The 14,298-nt window shown below is 72.9% G+C and carries 11 protein-coding genes; 5 read left to right on the forward strand and 6 right to left on the reverse strand.

What is annotated here, in order from left to right:
* Positions 1-37 precede the first annotated feature (37 nt).
* The 6 genes from ACFYE1_RS14905 to ACFYE1_RS14930 form a co-directional block, all read right to left on the reverse strand.
* Positions 38-862, reverse strand: coding sequence for an electron transfer flavoprotein subunit beta/FixA family protein (locus ACFYE1_RS14905; RefSeq protein ID WP_387744451.1), 825 nt, complete (start codon positions 860-862; stop codon positions 38-40).
* Between the two features lie 76 nt (positions 863-938).
* Entirely contained in the window at positions 939-1,760 is an 822-nt protein-coding gene (locus ACFYE1_RS14910; RefSeq protein ID WP_387744454.1) for an HpcH/HpaI aldolase/citrate lyase family protein, read from the reverse strand.
* Between the two features lie 73 nt (positions 1,761-1,833).
* A complete protein-coding gene (locus tag ACFYE1_RS14915; RefSeq protein WP_387744457.1) occupies positions 1,834-2,322 on the reverse strand; it encodes a MaoC family dehydratase in 489 nt (162 codons plus the stop codon).
* 10 nt (positions 2,323-2,332) lie between these two features.
* The gene (locus ACFYE1_RS14920) at positions 2,333-3,493 is read right to left on the reverse strand and encodes an acyl-CoA dehydrogenase family protein (RefSeq protein WP_387744460.1); all 1,161 of its coding nucleotides are present in this window, start codon (positions 3,491-3,493) and stop codon (positions 2,333-2,335) included.
* Entirely contained in the window at positions 3,490-5,637 is a 2,148-nt protein-coding gene (locus tag ACFYE1_RS14925) for an ATP-binding protein (protein ID WP_387744463.1), read from the reverse strand. Before ACFYE1_RS14925 ends, ACFYE1_RS14920 begins: the two co-directional genes overlap by 4 nt.
* Positions 5,634-7,241, reverse strand: coding sequence for a carboxyl transferase domain-containing protein (locus ACFYE1_RS14930; RefSeq protein ID WP_387744466.1), 1,608 nt, complete (start codon positions 7,239-7,241; stop codon positions 5,634-5,636). The genes ACFYE1_RS14925 and ACFYE1_RS14930 overlap by 4 nt, the downstream gene beginning before the upstream one ends.
* 124 nt (positions 7,242-7,365) lie before the next feature.
* Between ACFYE1_RS14930 and ACFYE1_RS14935 the strand changes: the two genes are divergently transcribed.
* The 5 genes from ACFYE1_RS14935 to ACFYE1_RS14955 all read left to right on the forward strand — a co-directional run bounded on the left by ACFYE1_RS14935 (position 7,366) and on the right by ACFYE1_RS14955 (position 14,077).
* Positions 7,366-8,040: a TetR/AcrR family transcriptional regulator gene (locus ACFYE1_RS14935; RefSeq protein ID WP_387744469.1), complete on the forward strand. Its 675-nt coding sequence runs from the start codon at positions 7,366-7,368 to the stop codon at positions 8,038-8,040.
* Entirely contained in the window at positions 8,037-9,230 is a 1,194-nt protein-coding gene (locus tag ACFYE1_RS14940; RefSeq protein ID WP_387744472.1) for an acyl-CoA dehydrogenase family protein, read from the forward strand. The genes ACFYE1_RS14935 and ACFYE1_RS14940 overlap by 4 nt, the downstream gene beginning before the upstream one ends.
* Positions 9,231-9,555: 325 nt before the next feature.
* On the forward strand, positions 9,556-11,955 hold the full coding sequence (ppsA, locus tag ACFYE1_RS14945; protein ID WP_387744476.1) for a phosphoenolpyruvate synthase: 2,400 nt from the start codon (positions 9,556-9,558) through the stop codon (positions 11,953-11,955).
* Positions 11,956-12,032: 77 nt separating this feature from the next.
* Entirely contained in the window at positions 12,033-12,878 is an 846-nt protein-coding gene (locus tag ACFYE1_RS14950) for a pyruvate, water dikinase regulatory protein (protein ID WP_387744479.1), read from the forward strand.
* A gap of 584 nt (positions 12,879-13,462) precedes the next feature.
* A complete protein-coding gene (locus tag ACFYE1_RS14955; RefSeq protein WP_387744482.1) occupies positions 13,463-14,077 on the forward strand; it encodes an MBL fold metallo-hydrolase in 615 nt (204 codons plus the stop codon).
* The last annotated feature ends 221 nt before the right edge of the window (positions 14,078-14,298 follow it).

Below are 14,298 nucleotides of genomic sequence, written 5' to 3' on the forward strand. Positions count from 1 at the left end.
GCGTGCGATGGGGGTCCTGCGGGGTGCGGCCGGGCGCTCAGACGAGCTTCCGGGCCAGGAGGAACTCGGCGAGACGGATGCCGCCCTCGCCCTCGTCGAGCACGACCTCCCCGGCGGTCCGGGGCGGGCGCGGCACGGCGTCGAGCACCTCGGTGAGCGAGCCGACGAGGCCCACGGCGCCGGCGTCCAGGCCGAGGTCGGCGACCGACCACGTCCGCACGGGCTTCTTCTTGGCCGCCATGATCGCCTTGAAGTTGGGGTAGCGGGGGGTGTTGGCCTGGTCCGTCACGGCCACGAGCGCCGGAAGGTCCGCGACGACCAGGAGGGCCTCGGTCTCTGTGTGCCGGGTGGCCGTGAGCGAGGCGCCGTCCTCGGCCAGGGCCAGGGAGCTCGCGAAGCCGACGTGGGCGAGACCGAGCCGCTCGGCCAGCTGACCGGGAACCAGGGACGTCTCGCCGTCGGTGGAGGCCATGCCGGTGAGCACGAGATCCACGGCCTTGTCCTCCTCGGCGGCGATCCGCTCGACCGCGGCGGCCAGCACGCGGGCGGTGGCCCAGGCGTCGGAGCCGGCGAGGGCGTCGTCGAGCACGTGGAACCCGGCGTCGGCGCCCAGCTGGAGGGCGCGCTTGAGCGCGTCCGTCGCGCCCGCGGGCCCCAGGGTGAGGGCGAGCACGCGGTGTCCGGCCGCTGCGCCGCCGTGCGTTTCGACGGTCTGCACCGCGGCCTCGAGGGCGTACTCGTCGAGCTCGGAGAGGATCCCGGACGAGCGCTCGAGCAGCGGTGGGCTCCCGGCGAGGACGCGGCCTCCCGCGGCGTCGGGGACGTGCTTGACGGGGACGACGATCGTCAGGGGCTGGCTCATGGTCTCCTCCGGACGGGACGGGCAGAACGGGACAGGACGGGGCTGGACGGAGCGGTTCGTGCGGCGGACGGGGTGCTCAGGCGTCCGCGCGGCGCACGAGGCGCTCGGCGTGGCGGATCAGGGGCTCGTCGACCATCCGCCCGCGGAACGTGAAGACGCCGGGGGCGCGGCGGGCGGCGTCGAGCAGATCGCGGGCGGCCTCGACCTCCTCGGCGTCGGGCCGGTAGGCGGCGCGGATGGTCTCGACCTGCCCGGGGTGGATGCAGGCGGTGGCCGCGAAGCCGGAGGCCACCGCGTCCAGGGCCTCCTCGCGCAGCCCGTCGTGGTCCCCGATGTCGACGTGCACCGCGTCGATGGCGGGCCGGCCGGCGGCGCCCGCCGCGAGCAGGACGGCGGAGCGGGCGTGGCGGGCCACGTCCCGGTAGGAGCCGTCCCGGCGCCGGGACGAGCTGCCGCCGAGCGAGGCCACGAGGTCCTCGGCGCCCCACATCAGCGCGACCACGCTGGGGGCCCGAGCGATCTCGGCCGCGTTGACCACGCCCTCCGCGGTCTCGCACAGCGCCACGACGCGGTGCAGACCCAGCTCCGCGGCGACGGCGAGCCGTTCGGCGGAGGCGGTCTTGGGCAGCATCACGGTGGTGTACTCGGTGTGCCGCAGCGCGACGAGGTCGTGGGCGAAGTCCTCGGTGTCCTCGGCGTTGATCCGCACGACGGTGCGGGCGGGGTCCAGGGGCGTGGCCACGAGGGCGTCCCGGGCGGCCGGCTTGGCGGACGGCGCCACGGCGTCCTCCAGGTCGAGGATCACGGCGTCGGCGCGCTCGGCCGCCTTGGCGTAGCGCTCGGGGCGGTCGGCCGGGCAGAACAGCAGGGCCGGGCCGAGGGGGAACGGGTCGGTCATCGGGGCTCCTTCGCCGGGGTGCCGCTCCGGGGTGCCGGTGCGGGTCGTCGCGGTGCGCTGTCGCTGCGGGAGGTCACTGCGGGGCGACGTCGCGGGACCACATGAGCACCGAGCGGGTGCACTCGGCGACGACAGCCCCGTCCTGGTTGCGGCCCACGTGCTTGACGCGGACGATCCCCTGCCCGGGCCGGGAGGACGAGGGTCGCGTGCCGAGGATCTCGGAGGACGAGTACAGGGTGTCCCCGTGGAAGAGCGGGTGCGGGAACGCGACCTCCTCGAAGCCGAGGTTCGCCACGATGGTGCCCTGGGTCAGCTGGGCCACGGACGCCCCCACGAGGGTCGAGAGGGTGAACATGGAGTTCACGAGCCGCCGGCCGAAGGGCTGGCGCGCCGACCACGCGGCGTCCAGGTGCAAGGACTGGGTGTTCATGGTGAGGGTCGTGAACAGCACGTTGTCCGCCTCGGTGACGGTCCGGCCCGGGGCGTGCTCGTAGACCGTGCCGACCTCGAACTCCTCGAACCACAGCCCGCGCTGGCGGACCACCTTGCGCTCCTCGGTCACGGGCGCCTCCTCACAGTCCGAGCTCGCGGGCGATGAGCATGAGCTGCACTTCGGTGGTGCCCTCGCCGACCTCGAGGATCTTGGCGTCCCGGTAGTGGCGGGCCACCCGGAACTCGTTGATGAACCCGTAGCCGCCGAAGACCTGGGTGGCGTCCCGGGCGTTGTCCATCGCGGCCTCCCCGGCCACGAGCTTGGCGATCGCGGCCTGCGTCTTGAACGGCCGGCCGGCGAGCATCCGGGAGGCGGCGTCGTAGTAGGCCAGCCGGGCGGTGTGAGCGCGGGCCTCCATGCGGGCGATCTTGAAGGAGACGGCCTGGTTCTCCCCGATGGGGCGGCCGAAGGACTGCCGCTCCTGCGCGTAGCGCACGGACTCCTCGACGCAGCCCTGGGCGGCGCCCGTGGCCAGGGCCGCGATGGCGATGCGGCCCTCGTCGAGGATGGACAGGAAGTTCGCGTAGCCGCGGCCCTCCTCCCCCAGCAGGTTCTCCTCGGGGACCCGCACGTCCTGGAGGGACAGCGGGTGGGTGTCCGAGGCGTTCCAGCCGACCTTGTCGTAGGCCTTCTCCGCGCGGAAGCCGGGGGTGTCCGTGGGGACGATGATCGTGGAGATGTCCTTCCGGACCCGCCCGTCCGGCAGCTCCGTGGTGCCCGTGACCGCGGTGACGTTCACCAGGCGGGTGATGTCGGTGCCGGAGTTGGTGATGAACTCCTTGGTGCCGTTGACCACCCACTGCCCGTCCTCCCGCTGCGCGGTGGTGCGGGTGCCGCCGGCGTCGGAGCCGGCCTCCGGCTCGGTGAGGCCGAATCCGGCGAGCGCCCGGCCCGCGGCGAGCTCGGGGAGCCACCGCTGCTTCTGCTCCTCGGTGCCGAAGCGGAAGATGGGCATGGCGCCGAGGGAGACGCCGGCCTCGAGGGTGATGGCCACGGACTGGTCGACCCGGGCGATCTGCTCGAGCGCCAGGCACAGGGCGAAGCAGTCCCCGCCCATCCCCCCGTACTCCTCGGGGAAGGGCAGGCCGAACAGGCCCATCTCGCCCATCTGCGCCACGATGTCGTAGGGGAACGCGTGGGCCGCGTCGTACTGCGCGGAAACCGGGGCGATCACCTCGTCGGCGAAGTCGCGGACGGTGTCGGAGAGATCCTGGTACTCCTCGTCGAGCTCGAAGTTCACGGGGTGTGCTCCTGGTCGGTCGGGCGGGGATCGGTCGGCGGTCGGGTGCCGGGTGCCTCGGGGGCGTCGCCGGGCGTCCCGTCAGGGCTGCCGGCGGGCCCGTGGTCACGGGCGTCCCCGGAGAGGGCCCCGGGCACGACGTCGGGGACCACGCGGGCGAGCAGCTGGTGCAGCCGCACCTGCTCGCCGGTCCGCACGGAGAGCTCGACGGTGCCCGCGGTGGGCGCGGTCAGGCGGTGCTCCATCTTCATGGCCTCGACCACCACCACGGTCCGGCCCTCGGCGACCCGGTCCCCGGTGCGCACCGGAACGGCGACGACGGTGCCGGGCATGGGCGAGTGCAGCTCCGGGGCGGCGGGCCCGGCCGTGCGCTCCAGGGCGGCCAGCACCCGCTCGAGCCTGGCCTCGCGGGTCAGGACCTGGAGCTCCACGGCGAACCCGTCCTCGCCCACCCACACGCTGTCCCCACCCGCGGCGGCGGCGACGTGGACCACCCGCGACGTCCCGCCGATCTCGAGCAGGTGCGCGGCCGGACGGCCCGGCAGCGGGGTCAGCCGCACGGCGGGGTCCACGACGGTCCGGCGGGGCTCCTCGAGCCCGTGGGCCAGCACCACCGCGGGCCGGGCGCGGCCGGCGGCCCGCCAGCCGTCCGGGCGGGACCAGGGGCTCGTGTCCCCGGCGGGGCGCGGGTCGGCGGGGTGGTGCTGGGCGAGGTGGGCGGCCGCGGCGGCGAAATGGCTCTCGTCGGGGGCCGTGAACTCCAGCTCCGGCAGGCGCCGCTCGATGAGGGTGGTGTCCATGTCCCCGGCGCGCACCTCCGGGTCGGCCAGCAGGGCGCGCAGGTACTCGGTGTTGGTGCCCACCCCGAGCACCACGGTCCGTGCCAGAGCCAGGTCGAGCCGGTCGAGGGCCTGGGCCCGGTCCGCGCCCCAGGCGACGACCTTGGCGAGCATCGGGTCGTAGTCCGAGCCCACCGTCAGCCCCGGCGCCAGCGAGGAGTCCACCCGGATCCCCGGACCGGAGGCCTCCTCCAGCGCCAGCACGGTGCCGGCGGTGGGCAGGAAGCCGCGGGCGGGGTCCTCGGCGTAGAGCCGGGCCTCGACCGCGTGGCCGCTGAGCACCACGTCCTCCTGCGCCAGGCCCAGCGGCTCTCCCGCGGCGACGCGGATCTGCTGCGCCACGAGGTCCACGCCGGTGACCAGTTCCGTGACGGGGTGCTCCACCTGCAGACGGGTGTTCATCTCCATGAAGAAGAAGGTGTCCGGCTGGGCGGCGGGCACCAGGAACTCCACGGTGCCCGCACCGGTGTAGCCCACGGAGCGGGCCACCCGGCAGGCGGCCTCCCCGATCCTCTCCCGGGTGGCGGGGTCCAGCAGCGGCGAGGGCGCCTCCTCGATGACCTTCTGGTGCCGCCGCTGCAACGAGCACTCGCGCTCCCCCAGGTGCACCACGGCACCGTGGGCGTCGGCGAGGACCTGCACCTCGATGTGCCGGGGGGACTCGATGAGCTGCTCGAGGAGCAGGGTGTCGTCCCCGAACGCGGCCGCGGCCACCCGGCGGGCCGTGGCCAGGCTCTCCGGCAGCTCCTCGGGGGTGCGCGCCACGTGCATGCCCTTGCCGCCGCCCCCGGCCGAGGGCTTGATCAGGACGGGAAAGTCCATCCCGGCGGCCGCGGCGACCAGGGCGTCGTCGTCGAGCCCGGGCTCCGAGACCCCGGCGACCGTGGGCACCCCGGCGGCGGACACGTGCTGTTTGGCACGGATCTTGTCGCCCATCGTCTCGAGCGCCTCCACGCCCGGGCCGATGAACACGATCCCCGCGTCCGCGCACGCCCGGGCGAAGGCGGCGTTCTCGGACAGGAACCCGTAGCCGGGGTGGATCGCCTGTGCGCCGGTGGCCCGCGCCGCCTCGAGCACGGCGTCGATGCGCAGATAGCTCTGCGCCGGGGCCGCCGGGCCCACGCACACGGCCACGTCGGCCTCGCGCACGTGCACGGCGCCGCGGTCGGCTTCGCTGTGGACCGCGACCGAGCGGATCCCCAGCTCCTTGAGCGTGCGCAGGATACGGCGGGCGATCTCCCCGCGGTTGGCGACGAGGACGACGTCGAAGCGGCGCGGGGGCGTGCTGGTGGTCACAGGGATCACATCCGGAAGAGGCCGAAGGCAGGCTCGGGCAGCGGGGTCCGGGAGCAGACCTCGAGGGCCAGCCCGAGCACCTCCCGGGTGTCGGCCGGGGCGATCACGCCGTCGTCCCACAGCCGGGCGGTGGAGTACCAGGGACTGCCCTGCTCCTCGTACTGCCGGCGGATCGGCGCCATGAACGCCTCGCGCTCGGCCGGGTCCCACTCCTGTCCGCGGGCGGCCAGCCGGTCGGCCCTCACGGTGGCCAGCACCGAGGCGGCCTGGGTCCCACCCATCACCGAGGTCCTCGCCTGGGGCCACAGGAACAGGAAGCGCGGGGAGTAGGCCCGCCCGCACATCGAGTAGTTGCCGGCGCCGAAGGAGCCGCCGATCACCACGGTCAGCTTGGGCACCCGGGTGGTGGCCACGGCCGTGACCATCTTGGCGCCGTGCTTGGCGATGCCGCCGGCCTCGTAGTCGCGGCCCACCATGAAGCCGGTGATGTTCTGCAGGAACAGCAGCGGGATCCCCCGCTGGTCGCACAGCTCGACGAAGTGCGCGCCCTTCAGCGCCGACTCCGCGAAGAGCACCCCGTTGTTGGCCACGATCCCCACGGGGTGGCCGTGGACGTGGGCGAAGCCGGTGACCAGAGTGGTGCCGTACGCGGCCTTGAACTCGGAGAAGCGGCTGCCGTCCACGAGCCGGGCGATGACCTCGTGCACGTCGTAGCCGGAGTTGGGGTCCACCGGCACCGCCCCCGGGATCTCGTCCTCGGCCACGGCCGGGGCCGCGACCTCCGCCACCGGCCACGCCCGGGGACCCGGCGGCGGCAGGGTCGCCACGATGTCCCGGACGATCTGCAGGGCGTGCACGTCGTTCTCGGCGAGGTGGTCGACCACCCCGGACGTCCGGGCGTGCAGGTCGCCGCCGCCGAGCTCCTCGGCGGTGACCTGCTCCCCGGTCGCGGCCTTCACCAGCGGCGGGCCGCCCAGGAAGACGGTGCCCTGCGCACGCACGATCACGGTCTCGTCGCTCATCGCGGGGACGTAGGCCCCGCCCGCCGTGCAGGAGCCGAGCACGGCCGCGATCTGCGGGATCCTCGCCGCCGAGAGGTTGGCCTGGTGGTAGAAGATCCGCCCGAAGTGCTCCCGGTCCGGGAAGACCTCGTCCTGCAGCGGCAGGTACGCCCCGCCCGAGTCGACGAGGTAGACGCAGGGCAGCCGGTTCTCAAGGGCGATCTCCTGGGCGCGCAGGTGCTTCTTGACCGTCATGGGGTAGTAGGTGCCGCCCTTGACCGTGGCGTCGTTGCACACGACCATCAGCTGCCGGCCGTGGACCAGGCCGATCCCGGCGATCACGCCGGCCCCCGGGCACTCGTCGTCGTACATCCCCCCGGCGGCCAGGGCGCCGATCTCCAGGAACGCGCTGCCCTCGTCCAGGAGGTGCTCCACCCGCTCGCGCGGCAGCAGCTTGCCGCGGGCCATGTGCCGTTGCCGGGAGGCCTCCGGCCCGCCCTGCGCCGCCCGCTCCAGGCGCCGGGCCAGCTCCTCGGCGAGCTCCTGCTGGTCGGCCGCGTTAGTGGCGAACTCCGCGCTGCCCGGATCGACCTGGGTGCTCAGCACGCCCATCCGTCTCCTCCGTTCCAGGCCGGCAGTCCGAGGATGCCGTTTCGGTTAATCTGGACTAACTTGAGGTTCAGGTTAGTGGCGCCTCACTAGAATGTCCAGGAAACCGATCCCGAGAGCAGGAACCGTGACCCAGACCGAGCCCGGCCCCGGCCCGCCCACCACCGTGCGCGGGCAGGCGAAGGCCCGGCGGCGCCAGGACCTCCTGGCCGCCTCCGCGACGCTCTTCGCCGAGCGCGGCTTCGCCGGCGTCTCGATCGACGACATCGGCGCCGCCGCGGGAGTCAGCGGGCCCGCCGTCTACCGGCACTTCCCGAGCAAGCAGGCGGTCCTGGGCGCGATCCTCCTCGAGGTCAGCGCCGACCTGCTCGACCGGGGCCGCGAGGTGGTGGACCGCTCCCCCGACCCGGCCCGGCGGCTGCGGGCGCTGATCTCCTTCCAGGTGGAGTTCGCGCTGCGCCACCCCGCCGTGATCGTGGTGCAGGACAGGGAGCTGCAGAACCTCACCGAGGAGGACCGCCGTGCGGTCCGCGTCCTGCAGCGGGGCTACGTGACGCTGTGGGTGGACGCTCTGCGCGAGCTGGCCCCCGCGCGCGACGTCGCGGAGCTCACCCTGCGCGCGCAGGCCGCCTTCGGGCTCATCAACTCGACCCCCCACACCCTGCGGACGGCGCACCGGCTGCGCGCCCCGCAGGAAGCGGGGCGGCTCGACGACGCCCGAGCCGCCCTCGAGGAGATGACCTGGGCCGCGCTGCGCACCGCGTTCGGCCCGATCCCCACCAGCACAGGAGGAACCCCGTGACCGAGACCCCGGCCGGCCGGCCCTTCGACCGATCCTTCTACGAGGAGGAGCACGAGGAGTTCCGCGAGGCCGCCCGCGAGTTCACCGCCCGCGAGGTGGCGCCGCACTATGCCGAGTGGGACGCCCAGCACCTGATGCCCCGCAGCATGTGGACGGCCGCCGGCGGGGCGGGGCTGCTCGGCCTCGCCGTGCCCGAGGAGTTCGGGGGCATGGGCCTGACGGACTACCGGTTCCGCGCCGTGCTCGACGAGGAGCTGGTCCGGCAGGGCGCCCTCGGCGTGGCCCTCGCCCTGCACCTGCACGACGACTGGGTGCTGCCCCACCTGCTCGCCCACGGCACCGACGAGCAGAAGCGGCGGTGGCTGCCGCGCATGCTCGGCGGAGAGCTCGTCACCTCCGTGGCCTGGACCGAGCCGGACGCGGGCTCCGACCTGCGCGGGGTGCGCACCCGGGCCGTGCGCGACGGCGAGGAGTGGGTGCTCACCGGTCAGAAGACGTTCATCGGCAACGGGATCAGCGGGGACGCCGCCCTGGTTCTGGCGCGCACGGACGGAGGGACCGGGCGCGCCGGGGAGGACGGCTTCAGCCTGTTCCTGGTGCACAAGGCGGACTCCCCCGGCTACGAGACCGGCAGGCAGCTCGACAAGATGGGGGTCAAGGCCTCGGACACCGTCGAGCTGTTCTTCGAGGACGTCCGTGTCCCCGCCGCGAACCTCGTCGGCACCGAGGGCGGTGGGCTGCGGCAGATCCAGCAGGTGCTGCCGCAGGGGCGGCTGGCGGTCGCCGTGGCCGCGAGCGCCGTCGCGCGCTCGACCCTGGAGAGCACCCTCCGGTACACCGGCGAGCGCACGGCCTTCGGCTCCCGCGTGCTCGACTTCCAGCACACCCGGTTCGAGCTCGCGGAGCTGACGGTCGAGGTGGAGGTCGTCGAGGCCTACGTGCAGCGGGCGGTGCACGCGTTCAATGCGGGAGCCCTCGACGTGGTCGGGGCGTCCAAGGCCAAGTACTGGGCGAGCGAGCGGGCGAGGTCCGTCGCCGACCGGTGCCTGCAGCTGCACGGCGGGTACGGCTACATCCTCGACTACCCGGTGGCGCAGGCCTACCTCGCGTCCCGGCTGCTGACGATCTTCGGGGGCACCAGCGAGATCCTGCGGGAGACGATCGGGCGGGCCGTGGCCGAGGAGGCGTGAGGAGCGCCCCCGGTCAGCGCACCCCCAGGGACACACGCCCGGGCCCGAACAGTCGACCTCCCCATGGGTCCATGCCACGGTCGACAGGGCGGTCAGCACGAGCACCGTCGACGGCCGACCCAGCCCTCTGTCGCGTGAGGACATCTTCTTCCTTCCTCGATATATGAGTGATATATCTGTTGGCGACAGGTGCTGTCGGCTCCGTCATGGACGGTGAACGCCACCGGGCAGCACACCGCACTGTGGCGGCGACCGGCTCGGTACCGGCCTTCCCCCACGACACGACCGTTGCCCGCTCGAACGCACCTCTAGGAGCACCATTCTGATGACCCATGTCCTTCCGTTCACCGAGATCGATCTGTCCGACCTCGAGGAGGTCGGGGGCAAGAACGCCTCCCTGGGGGAGCTGATCCGCAACCTGGACACGGCCGGGGTGGTGGTTCCCGGCGGCTTTGCCACGACGGCCACCGCCTTCCGGGAGTTCCTCCGGTCAGATGGCCTGGACAGGCGGATCGCCGAGATCCTCCAGGGCCTGGACACTGCCGACGTGAGCGCCCTGAGCCGGGCGGGCGCACAGATCCGGTCCCTGATCCAGCAGTCTCCGTTGCCGAGCGCCCTCGAGGACGCGGTCCGCACCGGCTACGACGAGCTGGCCGGCTCCCAGGCCGACGGTGCTGAGGTCTCCTGGGCGGTGCGCTCCAGTGCGACCGCGGAGGACCTGCCCGACGCCTCCTTCGCCGGCCAGCAGGAGACGCTGTTGAACGTGCGCGGGGTGGAGAACGTGCTGGCGGCGGTCAAGGAGGTCTTCGCGTCGCTGTACAACGACCGGGCGATCGCCTACCGGGTCCACCACGGGTTCGCCCACGCCGAGGTGGCGCTCTCGGTCGGGGTGCAGCGCATGGTGCGCTCCGACGTCGGGGCCTCGGGGGTGATGTTCACCATGGACACCGAGTCCGGCTTCACCGACGCGGTCTTCATCACCTCGTCCTACGGACTGGGCGAGGCCGTGGTGCAGGGTGCGGTGAACCCGGACGAGTTCTACGTCTACAAGCCGGCCCTGGCCGCCGGCCGACCCGCGGTGCTCAAGCGGGGGCTCGGGGAGAAGGCCCTGCAGATGACCTACGCCGAGGCCCAGGAGGACGGACGGACGGTGGAGTTCGCGCCGGTCCCGGCGGAGCGGCGGACCCGCTTCAGCCTCACCGATGCGCAGGTGGAGCAGCTGGCCCGGTACGGCGTGGCGATCGAGGCCCACTACGGGCGCCCGATGGACATCGAGTGGGGCCTGGACGGGACCGACGGGCGCCTCTACATCCTGCAGGCCCGCCCCGAGACGGTCGTCTCCCGCCGGGCCGCCGGGGCCGTGTCCCGCTACCGGCTCCACGAGCGGGCCAGAGTGCTGGCCGAGGGACGGGCCATCGGCCAGCGCATCGGCGCCGGGCAGGTCCGGGTGCTGAGCTCGATCGAGCAGATGGCCTCCTTCCAGGCAGGTGACGTGCTCGTGGCCTCGATGACCGACCCGGACTGGGAGCCGATCATGAAGAAGGCCGCCGCGATCGTCACCGACCGTGGCGGACGCACCTGCCACGCCGCGATCATCGCCCGGGAGCTGGGCATCCCCGCGGTCGTCGGCGCGGGGAACGCCACCGCGGTCCTGGCCGAGGGTGCCGCGGTGACGGTCTCCTGCGCCGAGGGCGAGGCGGGCCTGGTCTACGAGGGGCTGCTGGACTACACGGTGGAGGAGACCTCTCTGGGGTCCATGCCGGAGGCACCGCTGAAGGTGATGATGAACGTGGGCACCCCGGAACAGGCGTTCAGCTTCGCCCAGCTGCCGCACCACGGGGTGGGGCTGGCCCGGCTGGAGTTCATCATCAACCGTCAGATCGGCATCCACCCCCTGGCACTGCTGGCCCTGGAGAACGGCACGCCGGGCCTGCCGACCGACGTCGTCCGGCAGATCCAGGAGCGGATCGCCGCCTACGCCGGCCCGCGCGACTTCTACGTCAAGCGCCTGGCGGAGGGGATCTCCACGATCGCGGCGGCCTTCGCCCCGGAACCGGTGATCATCCGGCTGTCGGACTTCAAGTCCAACGAGTACGCCAATCTGCTCGGCGGGCCGGCGTTCGAGCCGGCCGAGGAGAACCCCATGCTCGGCTTCCGGGGCGCCTCCCGATACCTGTCCCCGTCCTTCCGTGAGGCCTTCGAGCTGGAGTGCGAGGCCGTCCGCCAGGTGCGCACCACCATGGGCCTGACCAACGTCGAGCTCATGGTCCCGTTCGTGCGCACCCTCGCCGAGGCCGAGGGGGTGGTGGAGCTGCTGGCCGCCAACGGCCTGGCCCGCGGGGAGGACGGCCTGGAGATCGTCATGATGTGCGAGCTCCCCGCCAACGCCCTGCTGGCCGACGAGTTCCTGGACCACTTCGACGGCTTCTCCATCGGATCCAACGACCTCACTCAGCTCACCCTGGGCCTGGACCGGGACTCCGCACTGGTCGCCGGATCCTTCGACGAGCGCGATCCGGCCGTGAAGAAGCTCCTGGCCCTGGCCATCTCCGCCTGCCGTGCCCGCGGCAAGTACGTCGGAATCTGCGGGCAGGGTCCCAGCGACCACCCCGACCTGGCCCAGTGGCTGCTGGCACAGGGCATCGACTCGGTCTCGCTGAACCCCGACGCCGTCGTGGGCACCTGGCTGTCCCTGGCCCGCACCGCGCCGCAGCCCAGCGTGTGAGAGTCCACCCGTCGCGGCGCCCCGCGCCGGGACGGGCTCCTCGTGCGAGGCACACCACCAGAGAGGCACACCAGCCAGTGACCGACACCTGCCCGGTGGCGTTCTTCCTGTCGGACAGCACAGGAATCACCGCCGAGACCCTGGGCAACACCCTGATCACCCAGTTCCCGGAACAGCGCTTCGAGCGCCACACCGTGCCGTTCATCATCACCGCGGAGCGGGCACGGCAGGTGACGGCCCGGATCGACGCCGTGGCGGACACCGGGCGGATGCCGGTCGTGTTCTCCACGGTCGTCGACCCGGACATCCGCGGCATCCTCGCCGGCAGCCAGGGCTTCTTCGTGGACCTCTTCGGCACCCACCTCCCCCAGCTCGAGACCGCACTGCACGCCACGGCGAACCTGCAGCCGGGCCGGGCCCACGGGGTCGGGGACGCCATCCGCTACCAGACGCGGATGGCGGCGGTGGAGTACTCCATGGAGCACGACGACGGCCAGTCCATCCGGGCGCTGGAGCGGGCCGACCTGATCCTCATCGCCCCCTCACGCTGCGGCAAGACCCCCACCAGCATGTACCTGGCCCTGCAGCACGGCATCCGTGTCGCCAACTTCCCGCTGGTGGACGAGGACTTCGAACGCCGGTCCATGCCGGCACCCGTCGCGCCCCACACCGGCAAGTGCTTCGGACTCACCTCACAGCCCCTCAGGCTGAGCCAGGTCCGCCAGGAACGGCGACCGTCGACCGTCTACTCCTCCCTCGCCCAGTGCTCCTGGGAACTGCGCAACGCCGAGGAGATGTACGCCCTCAACAGCATTCCCCACGTCAACTCCGCCTCCATGTCCGTCGAGGAGATCTCCGCCACGATCCTCGACCGGATGGAGCTCGCCGAGGTCGACCACGAACAGACCGGCCGCCTTCGGTGACCGGGCACCACGCGCGCCTGCGGCTGGACGTCCCGTCCGGCCGCAGGCGGCACGCGTCCCGGGGTGCGGTTGTCGCCGCTCGTGCGCCGCTGGACGAAGCACCTGAGGCCGGCACGACAGCGGTACGCGTTTTCGAGGCCACTCCTGAGCCGAGGCGTCCTCCCCGGCGTCCCTTGACAGGGACGACGATCCCCCGGAGACTCTTCCCACGAGCGGCGTTGCACATTACGACACGCGTTGCACCAATTGAGCCGACCCTGATTCGTGGTGGCGAGCGGGGTCCACGATCGGCGTCCGCCCATCGGCCACTGCCGACAGCGGCCGGCCCCCCGGCACGGAGAGGAAGACCTGATGCACCGAGCTCACCGCACGGTGTCCAGGGGCAGGGTCCGGACCTTGCGCGTGGACACGGCACCCGCACCCGATCCCGGAGCCTGCGATGCCCTCGGGGAGGCGCGATGAGCTCGGGCTGCGTCTCTGGGCAGATGCCGGTGCCGGACGGAAGCCGCCCCGAGCGCACGCAGACCACGACCACCGGAAGCAGCGGAACCGGCTCCTCCCGAGGGGCGAGGGTGGAACGGCTGGTGACCGCGGGCACGTTCTCCCTGGACGGGGGCACCTGGGCGGTCGAGAACAACGTCTGGATCGTCGGTGACGACGAACAGTGCATCGTCATCGACCCGGCCCACGACGCCGCTGCCGTGGCGGCGGCGGTGGGGATCCGCGACACTCGAGCGATCCTCCTGACCCACGGCCACGACGACCACATCCGCGCCGTTCTGGAGGTGCGCGAGGCCCTCCGCGCGCCCGTGCACCTGCACCCGGCCGACGCGATGCTGTGGGAGCAGGTCCACCCGACGGCCGGCTTCGACATCGAGATCGCCGACGGCGACCGCTTCACGGTGGCCGGGGCGCAGCTGGTGGCCCTCCACACCCCCGGGCACTCCCCCGGCTCGGTGTGCTTCGCCGCTCCCGGTCTCGGAGCGGGCGGGGTGCTGCTCTCCGGGGACACCCTGTTCCAGGGCGGCCCCGGGGCCACCGGGCGGTCCTACTCCGACTTCGACGCCATCATCGAGTCCATCCGCACCCGTCTGCTGACCCTGCCGGTGGACACCGAGGTCCTCACCGGGCACGGGGAGCCCACCACGATCGGCGCCGAGAAGCCCCACCTGCAGGAGTGGATCGCCCGCGGCCACTGACGGATCACTGCCGTCCCGGTCCGGGGCCTCGCCCGCGCCGGGACACACCCTCACGTCCCCTCACGTCCCCTCACGTCCCCTCGCACCCCAGCCACCCCCGAGAGGCACGCCGCGCCGACCGCACGGTCGGTGCGGTCGGCCTCACGACGAAGGAGTCCCGTGTCCCACCATCCCATTCGCGTGGCCGTTGCCGGTGTCGGCAACTGCGCCTCGTCGCTGAT

This window comes from Kocuria nitroreducens, assembly GCF_042879195.1.
Classification (GTDB): domain Bacteria; phylum Actinomycetota; class Actinomycetes; order Actinomycetales; family Micrococcaceae; genus Kocuria; species Kocuria nitroreducens.